This window comes from Gimesia fumaroli (assembly GCF_007754425.1).
GTDB lineage: Bacteria > Planctomycetota > Planctomycetia > Planctomycetales > Planctomycetaceae > Gimesia > Gimesia fumaroli.
On the sequence record NZ_CP037452.1, the window covers coordinates 3,799,725 to 3,820,096 of the forward strand.

A 20,372-nucleotide genomic window follows, 5' to 3' on the forward strand; every position below is an offset into this window, starting at 1 on the left:
AGCTTTGAATCAAAATGGAGTAAACATTGTGCTGAATGTTTACTCCATTTTTTATATCTCAACCAACCGCTTTTTCGACAATTTCCATCGCCGTGTTACAGAGCGTTTCCGCTGCTGCCTGCTGTGGTGCTTCTGCAATCACACGAATGATCGGCTCCGTATTACTGGCTCTGACTTGAACCCAGCGGTCATCCCAGTCCAGTCGCAGGCCGTCACCCGAAGAAGCAGTCGCGTCATTGAAATGGCTTTCGAGTGCTTTGCAGGCATTGTCAACCTGCTCGCGCGGGCAGGTGATTTTGTTTTTGACAATGCTGTATTGAGGCAGCGAATCGGCCCAGGCACTCAATGTTTGACCAGATGCGGCTAGGCCCGCCAGCACATATGCCATGCTGACATAACTGTCGCGGACGTATCCCACCTTCGGGTCGATTACGCCCCCGTTTCCTTCTCCGCCGATGATCGCGGTTTCCTGTTTCATTTTGGCACAGACGTGTGCTTCTCCCACATACGAGCGGAAAAAAGGAGAGTTGTATTTCGTAGCAATATCCGCTGTCACGCGGCTGGTCGAACCGTTCACGACGATCGGGCCGGGAGTTCGCGCCAGAACATAGTCAGCTCCCAACGCCAGCGTCAGTTCCTCACCGATATAGCGACCGGTTTCATCCACAATCGCCAGTCGGTCGGCGTCTGGATCTTGGGCAAAACCAGCGTCTGCTTTGTGCTTGACGACTGCTTCAGAGAGCCCCGTCAGATTCTCTTTGAGCGGTTCCGGGGTATGATCGAACTGACCGTCTGGTGTACCGCCCAGAACGATGACTTCGCAACCGAGGGCTTCCAGTAATTGAGGCGTCGCCACTCCGCCTGAACCATGATTGCAGTCCAGAACCACTTTGAACTTCCGTTGCTGGATCTGCTCGACATCCACCAGTTCCAGCACACGGACAATATGTGGGCCGGCAGCATTTTCATAAACTTCCAGAGTCCCGAGTTCATCCCACGAAACATAGTTGAATTTTTCGTTGTTGAGCACATCCAGCAGTTGCTCGCCCTGCTCCCGGTTATAGACGGAACCTTCCGCCGAAAAGGGTTTCAATCCGTTCCAGGGAATCGGATTGTGACTGGCCGTGATTTGAATCCCCCCCGCTGCTTTGAGATGTGTCACGAGCACGCCGCATGTGGGAGTCGTCGCGATGCCCGCATCAACGACCCGGCAGCCTGTCGAAATCAGGCCGGCGATGACCGCGTGTCGTACCATTTCTCCGCTGGCTCTGCCGTCACGGGATAAAACGACTGTCCCTTTGTTGGCGATCGTGCCCACTGCTGCGGCGAAACGCGTTAAATAGTCGGGCGTCAATCCATTCCCCACAACGCCTCGCAAACCGGAAATACTGAGAATCCGTTCCGACATGGTATGTACCTGCTCAAGAAAAAAGAGTTGTCCTGTCACTTTGAGATGATTTGGGAAAACCATAATGCAGACGACTTGAAATGACAATCCCGACTCTCAAAGAAATCAGCGGATGTGTTCAGGTAACACCCATTCTTCGGCCTGCTGCTGGCATTCAGAAACCCGTTGTCTGGTGAGCTCCAGTAATTCTTTTTCCGCCCCCCGCTCACAATAGTCCCTGACCAGAGTCGAGGGAATTGGTTCGCCGAATATCACTCGCACCGGGCGCGGACGCAGAAAGTAAGCCCCGCGGGGCAATGCATGAAACGCGCCCGCGATCCCAATCGGATAGATGGCGCAATCGGTTCGCTTCAATAAGGCTAAAAATCCTGGCTTGAAACGCTGGACTTCGCCATCTTCAGTTCGTGTTCCTTCTGGAAAGATACCAACAAAGTTTCCGTTTTCAATATTCTGAATGGCAGCACGAAAGCTGGTAGAACTGGCTGCGCGACGGCTGATCGGAATCACAAATTCATATCGCAGAAACGGTCCCAGGATCGGAATTCGAAATAGCGAGTCGCGGGCCATAAAGCTGACCGGGCGGTTGAGTGGGAGGCCAATCAGCAACGGGTCCAGAAAACTCTGGTGATTGCTGACCATTAAGCCTCCCACCTCTGCCGGCAAATGCTCTTTTCCGCGCGATTGATAGCGCAACCAGAACGCAAAGATCACCTGCAGGATCCATTGAAACAGGATCCAGGGAAGGTTTCTACGATTACGTTTCCGTGGAGAAACGGGATTCAATTCAGCCAATTGACTCTGCCTCTCAATCAATCTCTTTGAGTTGCAGCTTCGCAGGATCGAGGACCACGTGTTTGACCAATTCCCGTTTCCAGGTGTAAGTGATATGCACTTTGCCGTCGTCTGTTTGAATTACAGCCGGATAAGAATACTCCCCTTTCTGGTTTTCCAGAACCAGACCGGTTTTCCAGTGTTTCCCATCAGAAGAAATCGCAACATGCAACGGGCTTCTGCCTCGGGTGGTCGGGTTATAAACTAAGAGAGCACGGCCATCTTTGAGAGTCACCGCATCGGTTCCACTGTTGGGGTTGGGGAGTGTCGTCTCTGTGACTTCGCTCCAGGAGCGTCCTTCATCATCCGACCAGGCTTCGACGATCTTTCCCCCTTTACTTCGGCAGAGAATCTGCAAGCGATCTCCATAACGGAGCACCGAAGGCTGGATTGCCGCCATTTTCTTGCCATCGTTGAGGGGACCGGTGCGATGCCAGGTTTTGCCCAGGTCAGGAGTCCATTCCATCTGCAACTGCCAACCATCATGTTCGGTACTGGCCGGGCAGAGCAGTGTTCCGTCTGCCAGCAGAAACGGCTTATTCTTGACAGGGCCGACAAAGCCGTCCGGCAGGCGTTTGGCGGGGCCCCAGGTCTTGCCGTTATCATGAGAAACTTTGAGCATTCCCCACCATTCGCTGGGATTCGGACCGACTTTGTAAAACAATAACAACGTTCCCGGTTTCGTCTGAAACAGCACCGGATTCCAGCAAGGCCAGCGTTTCGAAGCATTTTTTACGCCGTTGGCAACACTGACGGGAGCAGCCCAGCCATTTCCCTCGTTCCGAGACAACCAGATTTCTACATCCGGGTTCTTTTCCGCGGTCCCACCAAAAAAGGCACAGACCAGACCTTCTGGAGTTTCTGCGATTGTTGAGGCATGGCACGAAGGAAATGAAGCGTCGTCATAAACGAATTCCTGCATTACCAGTCCGGGCTGGTCAGGTGTCGTGGCTTTAGGATCTTTTCCCATAGAAACGGCTGTCGCACTAAATCCAAGATACCCAGACAATAATAGCAGGGAGAGCGTTTTGACGGTCAGCAGGCGTGGCATAGTTGTACTTTCTTCACCAAAGGTCTCAAAATGAAGTTTCAACCAACAAGTTTCGGTTCAAGATATCATTCATTGTAGGAAAGTGGAATTCGGAACGAAAATCTAATCTGGCCAATCAGGGGAAAATGTGCCCTTTTTCAGCGTAAGTCAGGTAATCGCTCCAGTTTTCGGGAATGCACGGTTCAGTCAAGAGATCCCCGCGGGCGAATTGTTTTTTACGATGAACATCGATAGGATGGCAGATTGTTCTGAGGGGCTGTTTTCCTCTGCAAAATTTGCCTCGTTTGTAACTCAGTTCGGATCAAGTTGCACATAGCTTTCGCTTGATTTTCCGATGATTTGAGTTCTCTGAAATATCAATTGTGCTTGTAAAAGCCGAATCATTCCCATTACAAAAAAAGGTTTTACAATGGATGCCGAAGCATTGAAATTAGCGACTCTCTGTCTGCACGGCGGTCAGGAACCTGACCCCGCTACCAACTCGCGGGCCGTTCCAATCTACCAGACGACTTCCTACGTATTTAACGATACTGATCACGCGGCCAGACTGTTCGGCTTGCAGGAGTTCGGCAATATCTACTCACGGTTGATGAACCCCACCTGTGATGTGCTCGAAAAACGACTGGCCCTTCTGGAAGGGGGAGCCGGTGCATTGGCCGTCGCCTCCGGTCAGGCTGCAGAATCGCTGGCGATTCTCAATATCGTCGAATCTGGTCAGAACATCGTGTCATCCTCCAGCTTGTATGGCGGAACCTACAACCTGTTCCACTATACGTTTCCCAAGTTTGGCATTCAGACCAAGTTTGTCGATCAGAGCGATCCGGAAAACTTCAAAAACGCCATCGATGAAAATACCCGCTGCGTTTACGTCGAAGCCATCGGAAACCCCCGTTGTGATATTCCTGACTTCGAAGCCATTTCCAAGATTGCGCATGATGCAGGCATTCCTCTGATTGTCGATACCACTTTGGCCTCCCCTGCTCTGATTCGACCTTTTGAGCATGGTGCAGACATCGTGGTTGCCTCCTGTACCAAATTCATCGGCGGACACGGAACGTCCATCGGTGGGATCATTGTCGAAAAAGGGGATTTCCCCTGGGACAATGGAAAATTCCCTGGTATGACCGAACCAGATCCCAGCTATCACGGTCTTAAATTCTATGAGACCTTTGGTGGCATGAACGTTGCTTATGTCCTCAAGATTCGGGTGCAGTTGCTTCGCGATCTGGGACCGGCCATGAGTCCGTTCAACGCATTCCAGTTCCTGCAGGGATTGGAAACGTTACACTTGAGAATGGAACGGCACAGCGAGAATGCAATCGCCGTTGCACAATTCCTGGAAAGCCATCCCAAGGTCTCCTGGGTCAATTACTGTGGTCTGGAATCACATCCTTCCTACAAGCTGGCACAAAAATATCTTCCGAACGGAAGTGGCGCTGTGTTTGGCTTCGGGATTCAAGGGGATACTCCAGAGCAACAGCAGGCCAACGGAATTAAATTGATTAACAGTGTGAAACTGTTCTCCCATCTGGCAAATGTGGGTGACAGTAAATCGCTGATCATCCACCCCTCCAGCACAACGCATCAGCAGTTGACACCGGAAGAACAAGCCAGTTCCGGCGTGACTCCTGATTTCATTCGGTTGTCTGTCGGAACGGAAGATCAGGCCGATTTAATCAACGATCTCAAACAGGCTCTGGACCAGATTTGATTCCAGAGTTCTGAGTACGAGTTTTGATTTTGAAACCAGGAGCCGGCTGCGAAAAAAACGGCCGGTTCCTGATTTTCAAACAAGTTTACCGATGTTTTGCGACTTACCTGACGATAAATCTTTAAACCAACACAGAGAAGGTCCATCGATTCGCTTGTCGGATGATTTTCAGCGAACTAAAATACGAAAAATAATAAACGCCCTTGTAGCTCAATTGGCAGAGCAACTGACTCTTAATCAGTAGGTTCTAGGTTCGATTCCTAGCGGGGGCACTTTTAAAGCCATGACTCACAACGAGTTATGGCTTTTTTTGTTTGGCTGTTTTGTATCTAATTTATGCGATTTTGATTGTGTATCTACTGCGTGCTAATCAGTAGGTTCAATCTCTTTTCAGATGCTCTTAATTACTGCGATGGACTTCATCTTTCTATCTGCCAAATGCAAAACTCAAACAACAACTATCTGCTCATTCATATATTTTATTCTGGTTTTGAATTCATATAATTTGAAAGACTTATTGCGGACATAATCAGAAAGAGAACATCAATGCTGAAATACAAAACTTGTTTGTTGTTGGGGGCAGGTGCTAGCCAACATCTTGACTTTCCTCTAGGTTTTAAATTAAAGCAGGATATGCTTGCTGAGCTTGCAAGATTGAGAAAGCTTTCATCTGAAGATCTGCCAGATGTTTATAAAACAAATGATTTTGATAAAAACAAAATCAATAAGCTATATAAAGGTTTGCTCTACTCTGACTGTCCTTCTCCTGATGTTTTTTTAGAGAAGAATCCTGAGTACATGAAAATCGGGAAATACTTGATTTGTCTGAAATTAGTCGAATATGAAATAGAAGATAAATTTATTACACATGCTGGCTGGTATGAACAACTAAGATCAGCACTTAAGGTAGACTCACCTGAAAAACTAAAAGACAACAGACTGTCAATAGTTACTTTCAACTATGATAGGTCTCTGGATGCATGGCTTCACCAATATATAGAAAATGAATTCAGACTAAGTTCTGATGAAGCATGGAAGATCTTTAATGAATCAATAGAAATTGTTCACGTTCATGGAGTTCTAGGCAAATATCCTGACTTCACATACGGAGATAAAAACAAAATATTCAAACGATCTCAATCAATCAAAATTGTTTCTGAAGCAGATTCACAACAAGAAGAATTTGAAAAGGCATCTCGCCTTTTGAAAAATTCTGAAAGAGTAATTGTTTTTGGTTTTGGGTTTGCCACAGAAAACGTTGAGAGACTTGATTATTTTGAAAAGAAAGAGCTTGAAGAAAGAAAGGTTCTTATTGCTGCAGGACCGTTTACAGGAGGAGCAGCGAGAGATGCTTTAGATGAATGGCTCGGTCAATGGGGACTAATACGAGGAAGACATTTTTATCAAGTAACGGCAAATGAGATATTTAGTTCACATAGGAATCCTTTTTCCAACACGAACTAATTTTTAATGAAGAATCACATTAGCATGCGAAAGTAACTCAAATCTGAAGGGCTTAATTTCTTTGACGGATAAAATTGTATTCAGTACTTCACAATTCAACATGGGGGCAAAAAGCTCTGGATATGATTGACCTGATAACATTCAACTTCTAACGAATTTGCTATAAATGCTTTATATTTATGGTTGATAAATATTCACTAAGTGTTGAGAATGTTTCCATCGTGTTTAGTTCAATAAAAATACATGAATGGAGTAAACAAAATGGAAGTTAGAAATGGCGAAATAATTCTTATTGATCCATCTGAAGGTACAGGCGGACAATATCCTATTGGTTTAGATCAATGTGAAACACCAGAAGCGATATTAAGTTTCGTTCGGCACTTATGTGATAAGCAATGGGTAACCCGAAAACAGATACAATTTTTCGTTAATGCAGCAACCGAACAGCATGGTATAAACATAGATGTATAATGCTTGTTTTTATCAGTTAAGCGTATCTAATTCGTGCCATTTTTTAGAAAAATTAGATACAAGAAGTGCTGTTTTCCAGTTAGAAAACGAATATGTTCGCTGACTCTTAATCAGTAGGTTCTAGGTTCGATTCCTAGCGGGGGCACTTTCAAAGCCATAACTCAAACCGGGTTATGGCTTTTGTTTTTGGATCAAGGCCGGGATCAGCCTGATGTCTGACTCTCGCGCGATCCTGTGGATTTCTGAACGCCCGCATTATTTTCATCTCTGAACTTCGGTAACATCCTGCTGAAGAAATTGGTCTTGATTGCATCGCGTCCTTCGGCATGATGATGCGGAGATAAAGTCGGGCGCGCGAGTGAGCACCTTAGATTCAGTTATCATTTTCAAACCACTGAGAAAATCAGCACTATGAAACCCGCTTGTTTCAGCAAGATTTGTCAAACCACTGCTCCCATGCACCTCATTTATCAAACGATATCGCAACGCTTCATTCCGCATTCCTGGTGCTTCATAAAGACTTCCCAGACGATCACATGTCGTTTGCAAACGAAATATGCGGTTCCACATTGACTCCCCTACGCCATTCACGATGATCTTACTCACAAACATGATTATCTCTTTCACACATCCAGGCCGAGACCAGCGAGCGGGAACATGACAAATCAACAAACAATACCAGCCCATGATTTCAAACAAAAAAAGTAGATCGCGGCCCTGGGTGGCCCCTGCCTGGCGATATTCCAATTTACTGATGGATTGGAACCAGCTTACACCAACAATCATGCGCGACGTCCGCCGTCGTCTGAACGTTTGGCAACAAGCCAAGCTACCGGCAAACAAATCCTATCAGATCTCACCAGCAGCATCAGAGATGAACACGCCTCACCAGACGTGAATAAACCGCCCCCGGTAAACATGACCGGCACTGGTGCTTTTGCAATGAACGTGTCAGTGCTGATCGTCGATCACACCGGACCGCGGGAGCAAACTGGCAAAAAACACGGTAGTACCATTCGTCGCTGACACATCCAAACTATTGAGCTTCTACCCTCGCCATTCGAAAATAGCATCTTCTCTTTTCATTGGTGCGAGTCTTTCAATTATTTCCTTTGCTTTGCTCTCGGAAATTAGCGTAGTCCACCCGTTTATGGAGTGGGCAGAAACAGTGTTAGCAATTGAACGTAGCTCCACGAGCATTTCTCTGGATAGAATGTCAGCAAAACCTGAACAAACAAGGGACACCGCTTCCTTAGCTGTGTCTTGTGTCCACCCCGAACTATCTCCTAGTTCTTCATTTCCTGCAAATTCGACCGTGCGTTTGAAGATGAAGTCCTGGATGCTTCTGGAATAGTATTCGGCTTCATATGAATCTCGGTAGCACAATACAATATCTGATTCAGGAAGTGAGTCAGCAAGATAGGCCCAGTAGTGGCCACCTCCTGTGATCGCAAAGGGGGATATTTCAACCTTCTGATCGCCAAGACGTTCGAACGAATCGATCTTACCCTCTGGAAGAAATTCTGCATCCCAAATGTCTATGGGATCATCCGAATTCGTTAGTCGATGTAGTAATCCAGTCACCTGAAGCCTGCGATAGTCATTAGGCCACTCGATCATAATTCTGCTTTCTGTATGAACTTTCTCGTTTTGCGTAAAAAGGCTTATAAAGGCGGCAGGACACTAGGTTGTAAAATGCTGTCCCTGTTAAACCATTTTAAGAAAAATAAACAGCCCATACGATGGTTGTGCCGATATATGAAGTAACGCAGACGAGTACTGCCAGTGAATATTTTTCGTCTGCTTTTCCACCTGCAATTCCGACGATCGCTCCCAGTGCTGCTCCGAGTACGAGATACATTGCATAGTTCAATGAAAGATTGCCTGCTACGATTGCTTTGATCACATATAGCCCCCAGGCAAGTAGTGGTGGGCCCATCCACAAAAAAATGATCTTCTTCCAAACGGCACTTTCTGTCGTTACTTCTTCAATGTCGACAGGTTTGTCAGAAATATCCCCTACAAAGAGACAGTAGATCGCAACTCCCCAAAGAAATAAAGCGGTCAAGCCGGTGATAGAAACAACGCCCCACTTACCGAAAATGTGATAAAAAAACTGCAGATGCTTATGTAATTTGACTTCGTGATTCAAAGCTTCTTTTGCTGTGATTTCCTCGTATAAGTCCCAGCTTAAATAAGCCATTACTCCCCCGACGAGCAGACAAGCTAACGACAGTACAATTCGATTGTCCATGAGCTTAGCCAGCGTGTTTTTTAATTGGGTCGGCCTTTTATCTGTGTTGGTCATTACTCAACCTGCGGGAACTTAATGGCTCAGTATTCCTGAAAAGAACGCCCTGCTCCCGATTCCCTGTTACTACCCGGGGCTCTTAGTCGGACACTGTTTTTAAGGGGATGTTTGAAACCGTCATATTCGTAGCCCAGATGTCTTTGCTTTCGGCTCTAATTGAAGTGGAATAGGTGACGGCCCATGCTTCCTTGGGGATTTTTTGATGTGCAAAGAATGAAATCGTTTCGCCAGTTTCAATAATCACATAATTGGTTGCTCTGTCAGAGCTGAAAGGAGGTCTGCTCCATTGGTCAATGACTTTTTCTCTTTCAATCTCATTGGGGCCATGGATCTTGGCGACAGTGACAGGAGATGGATTCCAGATGGGAAGCGGGCCTACATTCTCAATCTCAACTGTAATCGCATGAATATAATAATTGTCTGACGTATCGTGCACCGTAGCAGTAATCTTTGGTTGTGCGCGCATCGCAAAGGTCCGGCCACGGAAAAAACGATAGTAGGAAAAAATGGAGACAATCAACAGAACAACGATGCTGAATATATCGTAAGCTGCACTGATCGAGTCCTTATTTACTGCGAGCCAGTCAGGCCTGATTAGCTCGTGTTTAATGAGGTTAAAGAATAAGAGAATCAGGATGATCAGAATGAGAACAGCAATGATTTGCGCATGATGCTGACGGGAGAATTTCTTCATTGAAACGTTCTATTAAAAAAAGAGCCAACCCAATAAAGCGAGAGCAATCACGATGAGCACAATGATCAGATACCCTGATTTTCCTCCAGGCCCCTGTCCAGAATCTCCGCCAGAGCCGCCTCCTGATCCATAATGGGTTTCGACCATGTGCATGTCCAGAAGAAATAAAATTATCACGTCTCTGATTCCTTTCTCTTGCCTCGGATAAGTAGGAGGATTTTTCCCAGTCTACACTCTGTGACAGCGTTATCAATGTCCGTTCGCTGAAATAAATTGCACTTTCAAATTAGTGAAGTAGTAACTAAGTGGCAGGAAAATATTATTAGAAACCTGCGCAATCCTATTTGTCACGGTGATGCAATCATCTCCTTACGAGATGATCTTCTGCAGAAATTCGACAAAGTTTGCGGCGAAGTCAGACCAGACCAGGGGCAGGTCTTCCGGCTCCTCGGAATATTCGTGATTCCAGAATAAGACCGGGTACTCTCCGTTAGAGTCTGCTTTCTGTAAATCGTAACAGAAATAACTTCCGCCCCAGTCGTTGGCGAATGGCATTACCGGGCCTTGCGCCATGCTTTCCAGTTCGGGGCGCATCTCGGTGACGTGCCATTCCAGACTCATATGATCTGATTCGCCTACACCAAACAGCCGGGCATAGCCAACTTCGCCCCCATTGCCCTGCAGCAGAAATTCGCGATGGCTTAAGGGAAACCGAAAGTTGTGTTTTTTCTCAAACGCATCGATGGCTTTTACGGTGGCCGGTGGAGACAAGTTCGTGTCTTCATGTGCCAGTACCGCAGCTAGAATCTTCTCGTTTAATGCGCCCATCATTGGTCCCCTTACCTGAATTTAAAAGTGTGCATGGAGATCGTGGAATAATCTCATATTATAATCCTGCCCAGCTTGGTGTAAAAAGAATTGTATTTTATGCCAACGATAAATGTGTCAGCATGAAGGGGTAGCGACGTTTCATTATTGATTCTTATCTTCCCCAGGCTTTGAATAACTGGGGAGAATTGGTTTCACATAGTGTGTTGTCAGTCTGATTGGGATGAAGAAGATTCGGGCAAGGTTTTCCAGGCAGATCAGCACGTCCATCCAAAGGGTGGCATGTTCTATGTAGAACCGGTCGATCAAAAACTTGTTTCTGATCTCTTCAAGTCCCATGACCCAGGGGAGATAAGACGAGGCTAATCCCACAATCCCCGGCTTGATTCGGGTCCGGGTTTCGTAGTCCGGAATACTTTTACAAAAGACATCAATAAATTCAGGACGCTCCGGGCTCGGACCGACGAGCGACATTTCACCGCGGAGGACGTTAAACAGTTGGGGAAGTTCATCGAGAGACGTTCTGCGCAGGAAATATCCTACGGATGTCACTCGGGGGTCCCTTTGAATCGCCCAGACTGGCCCCGTTGCAGCTTCTGCATCAGCGTGCATCGTTCTTAGTTTATACATCGTGAAATTGCGACCGTCTTTTCCGACTCTGGTTTGACGGAACAACGCCGGACCGGGGGAAGTTAGCCGAACCGCCAAGATCCCGATTATGATAAGCGGTGCCAGCAGAACCAGGAGTATTGCGGCCAGAATCTGATCGAAGGGACCCTTCCAGCGCAAGTAACGAGAGACTTGAACTCCGGTTGTGAAGTTCTGTTGTGTTTCCGGTGAGGGAATGCTGGCACGCACGACACCATGTTCTGCCAGCGTGCCTTCATTGATTACCGATACGATGGTTGATGCTGCATCATCGGCCTTTTCAGAGATTACACGGAAGCCGATAATGGTACTCCCTTTGCGGATATAGCTGACTTTTAAGATGACTCCCGGGAACCCCTGCATGAATTCAATCAGTTGTTGATAATAGAATGTGTCTTCATCTGAGAAATCGCCATAGTCTGCATTGACTTCGACTTCAATCAAAGCGCCTTGTTGTTCCGTGTCTGTCGCAACCATGGTCAGAGTCGTTCTGTTGTCCTGTGGCTGTGACACGAGAGGCTCCTCCATCTCGGACTCCGCTTCCCCATCGCTCTGGGCAGAAGGCATTACCTTAAATATCCGATTCAGTTCCTGGCTGGGAATCATATAGCCGACTTTTCCGCGCACACGCGCGACGATCCCATACATCTTTTGTCCGTTAATGGAAAGGAGCGGTGTCCCGCTGAAGCCTGGTTCCAGAATTGTGGAGGCGTTTTCGTTCTGTTCCAGTTGAAAGCGATTACTCCGCACGGGCAAGGAGACGAGACCACTCCACCAGATTCCCAGTGTTGAGCCTTGCGGAAGTCCATAAGCGCGAATCGGTTCATTAATCCGCGGAATAGAAAATTGCGAGTGGTCAATGTCGACGCTGGTTGGGGCATCCAGTCCCAGTAAGACCACATCTTCATTGTCACCCGAGTCTAGTGGGGGAAGCCATTTCAAAATCGTAGCCCAGGCAACCGGTTCTTGAGCATCAAGGATAAACCGGACGCAGATTTTGGCGTTCGGCCGGGACTGATCGTCGGCATCGCGGTCCAGCGCGTAGTTGATAATATGAGCGCAGGTGATAACGTGGCTTGCATCAACAACAACCCCCATACCAACGAGGGGGGCTGCCTTGCTACTGGAAATACTGACAACAGGGGGAACCTTATTTCTCATTGCTTGCTTTTGTCTGTCCCTTCCAGGTGAGGGAGACCTTAAAATTTGCTTCTGTGGAGACGCTGGCAAACACAACATTTCCGTCTAGCGATAGATTGACACCGACTTCCAGGGTCATTTCATCTGTTCCTGTCCCCTGCATTGCGGAGACCGCTGCATCGGCCAGGGGGCGAATTTTTGTGAGCATCGTTTCCAGAGTTGTTGTCGATTTTTCAATCAGCGTTTTGGTTCCGGCACGATGCTCTCGAGACTCTGGTTGACGCACTTCAACCAGAATAGAATCCCCTGCTGCTGTCGGAATCTCAAGAATTTGCGTCATAGTTGTTTTCTCGCAGTTGATTAGGACGACGATTGAATCTGAATCCCGACGCACTTGTGAATCTGCCTCAGGCCCCTGCAACAGTCACGGTCACTTAACTGCTTTCATGGGACACGATGAAAGCACTAAAATGATATGTGATGAACAGTATGCCAGTTAGTTATGCTTGTGTCAAACAAACGCCTTTTTTCTGACAGCTTCGAGAGTGGATGCAGATTGCGAATTTCCGAAATCTCACATTTTCCTCCTGATTCAGAATTGCCAGCATCAATAAAATAATGTTGGAATGCGGTAATGTCTTTTCTGAAGCCGGTTCGGTGCGCAGGAAGAATCCCGTGCTGTCAAAACTAGTCAGGCGTGCCTCTTATTTCCTGATCAACTCGGGTCTGCTCTCGCTGTTGAGCGTCGAGCTTCTAATTGCGTTTGAACGTTGTTGCGAGGTAGGCGAGAAAAAGAGAGATGACAAACCAGCCGGTGTGGATTTTGATTTCTGTAGGATTCTTGATCGTGGGGGTGGGAATCATATGGTTACTGGCACCATCGATTCCCTGGCTGGGAAAGTTGCCGGGCGATATTTTGATTGAACGGGAGAATTTCCGGTTCTATTTCCCACTCACGACCTGCATCCTGCTAAGCCTGCTGTTCTCGGGAATCGTCTGGCTTATCCGCTTTCTCTCCCGGTAAAGCTTCCCTAACCGCTGTTTTCCTCTGTCTGAAAAGGCTTTGGGGATGTCAGGATTTGAATGAAAGCGGACGGGGCAAGCTTTACAGATACACAGTACCGGGTATAATACAGGTGTCACGCCAGTTGTGACGAGCAGAGACAAGGTGTAGTTTAACCGCCTTCGGGTCGTTCATCTCTTCCCGCTTCATTTTACTAGCAGGGCTTCTAAGTAAGTTTCAGCTTCTGTTTTTTGTGGCTCTATCTGCTTTCATTTTTTGGGCTTCGGCAGCCTCTTTTATCAAAGCTGCCGAGTGTCGTAGGTTATCATGTTGGAGAGCAGAAATGCCACAGGGTAAAATTAAAAGGTTGGTTTCAGATCGCGGTTTTGGGTTCATCGAGGGAGAACGGGGCGACTTGTTTTTTCATCATTCTGAAGTTCAGGGTGTGACTCTCGAAGAATTACAGGAAGGACAGACGGTCGAGTATGAAGTAGGTGAAGGTCGTAAAGGGCCTTGTGCAACTTCAGTTCGCGTTGTTGAGTAAGTTCTGCCTGGCAGAGACCTGATCGATTTTATAAAAATCAGTCAAAAAACGCCCGGAACAGATCCGGGCGTTTTTGTTTTCCGCTCGCGCAAAATTGCAGGCAAGCAGGCTTAACGCTTTTCTTCTTTTGGTTTCTGTTTCTGATCGTCTTCGAGAATACGATAGGCGGGAGTTTCAAGATCATCGTACTGGCCGCGCGAAACGGTCCACACAAAAGCGATGACCGCAGCTAACGCTAACAGGATTGCGACCGGTAATGCAATATACAGAACACTCAAGAATGGGGCTCCTGAAAAGCGCGGTTCATAAAGGATAAGATCAGGACAGTCAGGGAACTGATCGGCATCAGCACAGCCGCGATGAGCGGGTTAATAAATCCTCCGATCGCCAGTCCTGCTGCAATCACATTATATACCAGAGACATCAGCAAGTTGCGATTAATTACGTGATTCGTCATACGCGCGCCATCTATCAGTTCTTTCAGTGGTGCCAGCCCCGGTTGATTCAGATAAACGGCGGCCGCCTGCAGGCTGGCTTCCGCCCCGCCATGCACGGCAATGCCGACCGAAGCCGCCGCTAACGCCGCGCTGTCATTCACCCCATCACCGACCATCACAGTGATTCCACGGCTGGTAGAATCCTGAATGATTTTCAGTTTTTCTTCCGGACGTACTGCGGCATGAACCAGCTTGGGATCAATATTCAGGCGGCTGGCGATGGGGGTGACAATTTCAGGGTGATCGCCAGAGAGGATGCCGACAGACCATCCCGCTGTTTTCAGTTCTTCAATCGTGACGGCTGCATCGGGCCGTAAATCATCGCCGATCCCCAATACAAGCTGGGTTTCTCCCTCTGCGATAACGAGCACAGCTGTTAATCCCCGCTGCCGATACTCGGTGATCTTCTGCTGAAATTCAAGCGGGACGTGTCCGCCCTCTTCTGTGATATAGGTTTCACTACCGATTGCGAGCTGAGTACCATCGACGGCTCCTCGAATTCCCAGGCCGGGTGAATAGTCAATGTCCTGAAGCGTGTGGCTGTCCTGTTCCTCTATGCCGATTTGCTCGTCGATCCAGGTCGTCAGCGCACAGGCGATGGGATGAACGACTTGTTGTTCCAAAGCACGAATCTGTGGAAAGAGACTACGATCGCCGTGCCATTTATGGACTTGCATTTTTCCGTAGGTTAACGTTCCCGTTTTATCGAGCCAGAGAATCCCTGGTTGAGAAAGACGCTCGATCACATCGCCCGAATTAATTAAAATCGCCCGTTTGGCGGCTTTTCCTTGAGCGACGGCGAGCGCCAATGGAGTGGCTAAGCCGAGGGCACAAGGGCAAGTGACGATAAGTAGGGATATCGAATTCGAAACGGCGATCTTGATGCCGCTCGACCACCAGATTCCCAAACAGACGATCGCCAGAATAATCACGGTAACTACAAAAATGCCAGCGATGCGATTCGCCAGTTCCAGTAAAGGAAGCTTGGAGCTGACTCCCAGTTCCACCAGGTTCATCAAACGGCCAATGCGTGTGTTTTCGCCGACGCTTTCGATATCCATTCTGAGTGGGGAAGTCAGATTGATGGTCCCGGCAGTCACCCTCGCGCCAGATTGAATGATGCGCGGCCGTGCTTCTCCCGTAAGGATCGATTCATCAACGGTGGAATCCCCGGAATACACAATGCCGTCCGCGGGTATGACATCCCCTGCTCTGACTTCAACCTGGTCGCCTGCTTTTAGTACTTCAATCGGAACTGTGATCACTTCGTCATTTGAAATGAGTCGTGCACTGCGCGGCGTAATGCTTTTGAGCAGTGAAAGATGGCTGAGGGCTCGATGTTGTTGTCGGAATTGAATGTATCGACCGACCAGCAGTAAAAAAATTAGAACCGTTAACGAATCAAAATAGATTTCCCCTGTGCCACGAATGGAATTGACCAGCCCGGCAACGCCGCCGATGGTGATGCCCAGCGCTACGGGAAGGTCGATATGCGGACTGCGTGTTTTGATCGCAGAGAAAGCGCCTTTGAAAAAGACATGCCCGGGCCAGACAATGGAGACCAGCGCCAGTGCCGCACTGGTCCAGCGAAACAGGTTCAAGTGTTCTGCCGCCATTCCGGTAAACATACCCGCGTACAAGGCAAACGCGATCAACATCACATTGCCGGCACAGGCGCCCGCAATGCCCAGACGAATCAGATACGTTCGGTTTTCCCGCTGATAAATCCGTTCCGCATCATTGTGTTGCGGCGGATGTGGACGATAACCGAGCCGATCCAGGGTTCTGGCGATCTCGGACAAAGAGACGCTGTTAGAATCCCAGATTAAATCGACGCTGGTGTTCGTTAAATTTACTCGCGCACTGATGACGCCTGGCAGGAAGTCGGGAAGCTTCTCAATCACAAACACGCACGATGCACAATGCATGCCTTCCAGATGAAAGCGGATTCGGAACAGCCCTGGTTCGATCTCACGGGCATAGAGCTCTCGAAAACGGGGATGATCCATTTCCTCATAGGAGAGGTCCGAAGAGGGGGCTGTTTCTGTTTTATTGAGCTCTTCCAGCAGGCAGGCATCCATGTCTTGCAGGATCGCGTAGGCGACTTCACACCCGGCGCAGCAAAACCAGGGTTGTTCGTCTGTTTGTCGACTGGCGGGGACCGGGAGATTGCAGTGGATGCAAGTGCCCTGCTGCTGTTGGGGGATCGTTTCACTTTCGTGCGTTTGCTCAATCAACGGAATGAAGCCTTATCGCATACGGGAACGGATTAATCGGTCTGTTTTGGCTGGCAACAGGGAAGCGGCTGGTCATTAATGGTTTTCAGAATTTCCGACTTCGATGCCCCGGCGGCTTTTTGTTGCAGTTCTCCCATATCCGCGTGAGCACGAACACTCATGGTAAAGATGCCGCTGACGATGAGCAGACCTGCAATCAAGGTGTTGCCCAGCAGGTTCCACTTTTGAGGGAACAGGCGGCTGGCCAGTCCGGTCAATGATAACGCCGGAATCGTTCCCAGCCAGAAGGCAATCATCACCAGGCTTCCCGTAAGCGGAGTCCGGGCGGCGACGGCCAACAGTAAAAATGCATAAAGCCAGCCACAGGGGAGACAGGCGGTAATCAAGCCGATTCCCAAAGGTCTGATCCCTTGCGGGAGCCGTTGGTTCTTTTTGATGAACTTTGTCAGATATTTACCGACCGCAGCGGTACCGAAATGAGGAATACTTCCTTTGCGATAAATGGTCCACAAGGAAAAACTGCCGAACAGAATCATGCCGACTCCTGAGACATAGGCGGCAATTTTCTGCAGACCCGCCAGTTCGCCGCCCGATTCCAGCATCCAGCCCAGGCTGCCGGCGACAAGCCCTAATATGGCATAGCCCAGTAATCGTCCCCCGTGGTAGAGGGCCTCTAACCCGAAGGACTTTTTGTTTGTTGCAGAATTGCGATTCACCGCCAGCAGCATCAAAGGTCCGCACATTCCAACACAGTGACCGCTTCCGGCAATGCTGGCGACGAAGATCGTGGCCAGTAAGGGAATTGTCGATTGGAAGTCCGTCATGCTATGCCTTATTTCGCGGTCAATGTCTCGCGAATGTTAATCAGTGTTGTGCCTGGAGGTTTTTTAATTCTCCCGACGGTTTGAGCAGAAATTGTTTCTTTTCCTGGAAGGTGCCTTCATTGCCGGACGCAGCGATCAAAAGTTCCCAGAGGCCTGGCTTGTTTATCGGAACCAGTGCTGCGTAATGTCCGGGTCTGGTTTCGGTAAAATGAATTTTAAAGACGTCCCCTGCCCTGGCATGATGGAATAACAGGCCTTCCACCTGACTGTTTCCTACGGGCGTGCCGGCCTGATTCAGCAGAGAGAGTTCCAGTTTGGGTTTCTGGAGTATGTCGGGAGCCGCTTCGAGAGAGACAACAGATTTCCACCCCAGTGCATCACTTTCGGCCTGAGTTTGCCGTTGCTGGTCCCAGGAGATCGCCTGCTCGTAATAGCCTTCGACAATGACGTTTGAAGGATCGCTGGTCGCCAGAAATACGGCGACTGACGAAAGCAGAATTTGCAATCCGAGAAATGAGAAGATTACGCCGCACCAGGTCCAGCGGGCCAGTGTTTCGGCAGATTGCTCTGCGTCGGTTGTTATGGTCCCAGCAACTGACATGTGACTGTCCTCTCTTCGGAATCTTTCTGGGAACGGATGGTGAGTTCCACTTCACGTAAACCTGTGACAAACGAACTGCGGGGGGCGGAAACCAGTAGTGGAATCGTTTTTGTCTCGCGTGCCTTCAGGCTGGTGTTTCCCATGATCTCCATTTTGACGTCGGTTTTTTCGGGTAGCTCGAATTGATATTCTTCGGGAAGATCCGTTCTGTTAACCAGCTTGATCTGGAGATTATTTTCGACGAAATCATCGTCCGTTACAATAAACGGGTTTCCATAATTTCGCATGACGGTCACATCAAAAGATTTTTTATTCATCAGAGTGACGGTAAATGCAGAAACGGATAAGAGCAGCAGCAACGGGTAGATGACGACGCGCGGCCGCAGTTTTTTGGTTGGTTTACCTTCAATTTCATCCTGGCAGGAGTAACGCACCAGTCCGGTGGGACGTTCCACTTTCACCATGATTTCATCGCAGGCGTCCATGCACTGAGTGCAGTGAAGGCACTCCATCTGTAAGCCATCGCGAATATCAATGCCGGTCGGACAGGCACGCACACATTGCCCACAGTCGATGCAGTCGCCGTGGGTTTCTTCTGTCTTTTGTTTGCTGATTTTGCCTCGTGGTTCTCCGCGTTGTTTATCGTAGCTGACAATTAAGGATCGCCGATCGAGCAGCACAGATTGAAAACGGCCGTACGGGCAGGCAATCGTGCAGAGTTGTTCTCGGAAAAATGAGAAATTAAACATCATCAGAACCACAGTGGCTGTCATCACCAGGAAGCCGGTTGGATGAGTGAACGGCGATTGCTGAACCCAGCGCTGGAGTTCGCTCACACTCACGAAGTAGGCCAGGAAGGTATGTGCCAGCACCATCGAAATGATCAGATAGGCGCCGTACATCATCAGCCGGCGGATCACGGGAACGGACTTATGCGGTTTGCCACCATGGCCGGCAGTTCCGCAGAATAATCGTTCAATTGGGCGGTACACAAATTCCAGGTAAATCGTCTGCGGGCATGCCCAGCCACACCAGACGCGACCGAATAGTGCCGTTAACAGGAAGATCGACAGAAACAGCGAGATCATAAAGAACGCCAGCAGGAGCGTATCGGTCGGCAGGAATTTGAAACCGAAGATGGTAAATTCCCGTTTCGCGATATTCAAAAAGAAGGCAGGACTGGAATTGATTTTTATATGAGGTAACGCAATAAAAACAATGATCAGCAGGTAACCCACAGCGCGGCGTCTGGTCCAGTATTTACCCTGGAAGAGACGGGGGTAGATCCAGCGACGGGAGCCATCTTTCTCCAGTGTTGATAAAACATGTTCCTCGGGTTCGAGAAGTTGGTCGTTCATCAAAGTTTACCGTTCATCGAAAAGAAAGTTCTTGTTCATGAGGCGGGTTTCGTTTCTGGCGGTTTCTCTTTTTTGTTATCTTCTGACTTCGTGTCGTCTGGCTTGGCTTCATCTGCTTTGGAAGACTCTGATTCGGGTTTTTCGCTTGCTTCCGCTGGTGCTTTCCAGTCGGGGATTTTTTTTGCTTTCGGTTCTGGTGGTTTTCCCGTGCCCGGCGGCAATGATCCGCGGAGTCCTGCGACATAGGACGCAACCAGAACAATTTCATTGGGGTGCAAACGATTTCCCCAGGCAGGCATCGCCTGGCCGTTGGCTCCTTTTTCGACGACTTTGGCGATGTCGCCGATCTCTTTCACATGAATCCAGTAGTCGTCCGTCAAATTCGGGCCAACTTTTCCTTCCCCTTTGGAAGCATGGCAGGCGACACAGTGCATTTCATAAACACTGGCGCCGACCTTAAGCCATTTTGGGTCATCCTTATATTTATAGACGGTGGCAGAGTCCAGTTTGAGTTCACCGATCTCCTCAAACTGCAGTCGCAAGTTGTCGGCGACTGCTTCATTATAATTATCATAGATCGAACGCCCGGGAACACCCGACTCATAATACATCCAATAGGGAATCGCAAAAAAGATGCATCCCCAGAAAAGCATCACCCACCAGCCCGGCATCGGATTGTCGTATTCCTGAATCCCGTCATAAACGTGGGTTCTTAACTGATCTTTCTCTAACTCTGACATGTTTTTCTCCG

22 protein-coding genes and 1 tRNA gene are annotated in these 20,372 nt (G+C 48.5%); 6 read left to right on the forward strand and 17 right to left on the reverse strand.

Features of this window, described 5'->3' with window-relative positions:
• Nucleotides 1-58 precede the first annotated feature (58 nt).
• The 3 genes from glmM to Enr17x_RS14595 all read right to left on the reverse strand — a co-directional run bounded on the left by glmM (nucleotide 59) and on the right by Enr17x_RS14595 (nucleotide 3,290).
• Nucleotides 59-1,408: a phosphoglucosamine mutase gene (gene glmM, locus Enr17x_RS14585; RefSeq protein ID WP_145309902.1), complete on the reverse strand. Its 1,350-nt coding sequence runs from the start codon at nucleotides 1,406-1,408 to the stop codon at nucleotides 59-61.
• A 105-nt stretch (nucleotides 1,409-1,513) separates the two neighbouring features.
• Nucleotides 1,514-2,200 carry a lysophospholipid acyltransferase family protein gene (locus Enr17x_RS14590; RefSeq protein ID WP_145309904.1) on the reverse strand — a complete coding sequence of 229 codons (687 nt, stop codon included), beginning with the start codon at nucleotides 2,198-2,200 and terminating at the stop codon, nucleotides 1,514-1,516.
• Nucleotides 2,201-2,213: 13 nt separating this feature from the next.
• Entirely contained in the window at nucleotides 2,214-3,290 is a 1,077-nt protein-coding gene (locus Enr17x_RS14595) for a sialidase family protein (protein ID WP_232101056.1), read from the reverse strand.
• Nucleotides 3,291-3,699: 409 nt separating this feature from the next.
• On the opposite strand from Enr17x_RS14595, the gene Enr17x_RS14600 reads away from it, so the two are divergent.
• From Enr17x_RS14600 to Enr17x_RS14615, 4 genes are all read left to right on the forward strand, one after another.
• On the forward strand, nucleotides 3,700-5,001 hold the full coding sequence (locus tag Enr17x_RS14600) for an O-acetylhomoserine aminocarboxypropyltransferase/cysteine synthase family protein (RefSeq protein ID WP_145309906.1): 1,302 nt from the start codon (nucleotides 3,700-3,702) through the stop codon (nucleotides 4,999-5,001).
• 199 nt (nucleotides 5,002-5,200) lie between these two features.
• Nucleotides 5,201-5,273: transfer RNA gene (locus tag Enr17x_RS14605), tRNA-Lys, on the forward strand.
• A 274-nt stretch (nucleotides 5,274-5,547) separates the two neighbouring features.
• Nucleotides 5,548-6,465, forward strand: coding sequence for a hypothetical protein (locus tag Enr17x_RS14610; RefSeq protein WP_145309908.1), 918 nt, complete (start codon nucleotides 5,548-5,550; stop codon nucleotides 6,463-6,465).
• Between the two features lie 261 nt (nucleotides 6,466-6,726).
• Entirely contained in the window at nucleotides 6,727-6,936 is a 210-nt protein-coding gene (locus Enr17x_RS14615; protein ID WP_145309910.1) for a hypothetical protein, read from the forward strand.
• Between the two features lie 261 nt (nucleotides 6,937-7,197).
• Here Enr17x_RS14615 and Enr17x_RS14620 read toward each other — a convergent pair whose 3' ends face one another.
• The 8 genes from Enr17x_RS14620 to Enr17x_RS14650 all read right to left on the reverse strand — a co-directional run bounded on the left by Enr17x_RS14620 (nucleotide 7,198) and on the right by Enr17x_RS14650 (nucleotide 12,897).
• The gene (locus Enr17x_RS14620; RefSeq protein ID WP_145309912.1) at nucleotides 7,198-7,722 is read right to left on the reverse strand and encodes a hypothetical protein; all 525 of its coding nucleotides are present in this window, start codon (nucleotides 7,720-7,722) and stop codon (nucleotides 7,198-7,200) included.
• 261 nt (nucleotides 7,723-7,983) lie between these two features.
• Nucleotides 7,984-8,556, reverse strand: coding sequence for a hypothetical protein (locus tag Enr17x_RS14625; protein ID WP_145309914.1), 573 nt, complete (start codon nucleotides 8,554-8,556; stop codon nucleotides 7,984-7,986).
• 97 nt (nucleotides 8,557-8,653) lie between these two features.
• A complete protein-coding gene (locus Enr17x_RS14630) occupies nucleotides 8,654-9,244 on the reverse strand; it encodes a hypothetical protein (protein ID WP_145309916.1) in 591 nt (196 codons plus the stop codon).
• A gap of 82 nt (nucleotides 9,245-9,326) precedes the next feature.
• A complete protein-coding gene (locus Enr17x_RS14635) occupies nucleotides 9,327-9,941 on the reverse strand; it encodes a hypothetical protein (RefSeq protein WP_145309918.1) in 615 nt (204 codons plus the stop codon).
• Nucleotides 9,942-9,953: 12 nt separating this feature from the next.
• Nucleotides 9,954-10,118 carry a hypothetical protein gene (locus Enr17x_RS29630; protein ID WP_198001160.1) on the reverse strand — a complete coding sequence of 55 codons (165 nt, stop codon included), beginning with the start codon at nucleotides 10,116-10,118 and terminating at the stop codon, nucleotides 9,954-9,956.
• 192 nt (nucleotides 10,119-10,310) lie between these two features.
• Entirely contained in the window at nucleotides 10,311-10,772 is a 462-nt protein-coding gene (locus Enr17x_RS14640) for an SMI1/KNR4 family protein (protein ID WP_145309920.1), read from the reverse strand.
• A 141-nt stretch (nucleotides 10,773-10,913) separates the two neighbouring features.
• Nucleotides 10,914-12,578: a sugar transferase gene (locus tag Enr17x_RS14645; RefSeq protein WP_198001161.1), complete on the reverse strand. Its 1,665-nt coding sequence runs from the start codon at nucleotides 12,576-12,578 to the stop codon at nucleotides 10,914-10,916.
• Complete coding sequence (locus Enr17x_RS14650) at nucleotides 12,568-12,897, reverse strand: CU044_2847 family protein (RefSeq protein ID WP_145309925.1); 330 nt, start codon at nucleotides 12,895-12,897, stop codon at nucleotides 12,568-12,570. Before Enr17x_RS14650 ends, Enr17x_RS14645 begins: the two co-directional genes overlap by 11 nt.
• 459 nt (nucleotides 12,898-13,356) lie before the next feature.
• Between Enr17x_RS14650 and Enr17x_RS14655 the strand changes: the two genes are divergently transcribed.
• Entirely contained in the window at nucleotides 13,357-13,581 is a 225-nt protein-coding gene (locus tag Enr17x_RS14655) for a DUF2905 domain-containing protein (protein ID WP_145309926.1), read from the forward strand.
• A 322-nt stretch (nucleotides 13,582-13,903) separates the two neighbouring features.
• Nucleotides 13,904-14,104 (forward strand): cold-shock protein, encoded by a 201-nt coding sequence (locus tag Enr17x_RS14660; protein ID WP_145309928.1) that lies wholly within the window; start codon nucleotides 13,904-13,906, stop codon nucleotides 14,102-14,104.
• 110 nt (nucleotides 14,105-14,214) lie between these two features.
• Here Enr17x_RS14660 and ccoS read toward each other — a convergent pair whose 3' ends face one another.
• From ccoS to Enr17x_RS14690, 6 genes are read right to left on the reverse strand one after another with little or no spacing between them, the layout of a single operon-like run.
• On the reverse strand, nucleotides 14,215-14,382 hold the full coding sequence (gene ccoS / locus Enr17x_RS14665) for a cbb3-type cytochrome oxidase assembly protein CcoS (protein WP_145309929.1): 168 nt from the start codon (nucleotides 14,380-14,382) through the stop codon (nucleotides 14,215-14,217).
• Nucleotides 14,379-16,838, reverse strand: a complete 2,460-nt coding sequence (locus Enr17x_RS14670) for a heavy metal translocating P-type ATPase (RefSeq protein WP_145309931.1) — start codon at nucleotides 16,836-16,838, stop codon at nucleotides 14,379-14,381. The genes ccoS and Enr17x_RS14670 overlap by 4 nt, the downstream gene beginning before the upstream one ends.
• 32 nt (nucleotides 16,839-16,870) lie before the next feature.
• Nucleotides 16,871-17,662 (reverse strand): sulfite exporter TauE/SafE family protein, encoded by a 792-nt coding sequence (locus Enr17x_RS14675; RefSeq protein WP_145309933.1) that lies wholly within the window; start codon nucleotides 17,660-17,662, stop codon nucleotides 16,871-16,873.
• A 40-nt stretch (nucleotides 17,663-17,702) separates the two neighbouring features.
• Nucleotides 17,703-18,263 carry a FixH family protein gene (locus Enr17x_RS14680; protein ID WP_145309935.1) on the reverse strand — a complete coding sequence of 187 codons (561 nt, stop codon included), beginning with the start codon at nucleotides 18,261-18,263 and terminating at the stop codon, nucleotides 17,703-17,705.
• Nucleotides 18,242-19,621 carry a cytochrome c oxidase accessory protein CcoG gene (gene ccoG, locus Enr17x_RS14685; RefSeq protein WP_145309937.1) on the reverse strand — a complete coding sequence of 460 codons (1,380 nt, stop codon included), beginning with the start codon at nucleotides 19,619-19,621 and terminating at the stop codon, nucleotides 18,242-18,244. The genes Enr17x_RS14680 and ccoG overlap by 22 nt, the downstream gene beginning before the upstream one ends.
• Nucleotides 19,622-19,656: 35 nt before the next feature.
• The gene (locus Enr17x_RS14690) at nucleotides 19,657-20,361 is read right to left on the reverse strand and encodes a cbb3-type cytochrome c oxidase N-terminal domain-containing protein (RefSeq protein WP_145309939.1); all 705 of its coding nucleotides are present in this window, start codon (nucleotides 20,359-20,361) and stop codon (nucleotides 19,657-19,659) included.
• Nucleotides 20,362-20,372: the final 11 nt, after the last annotated feature.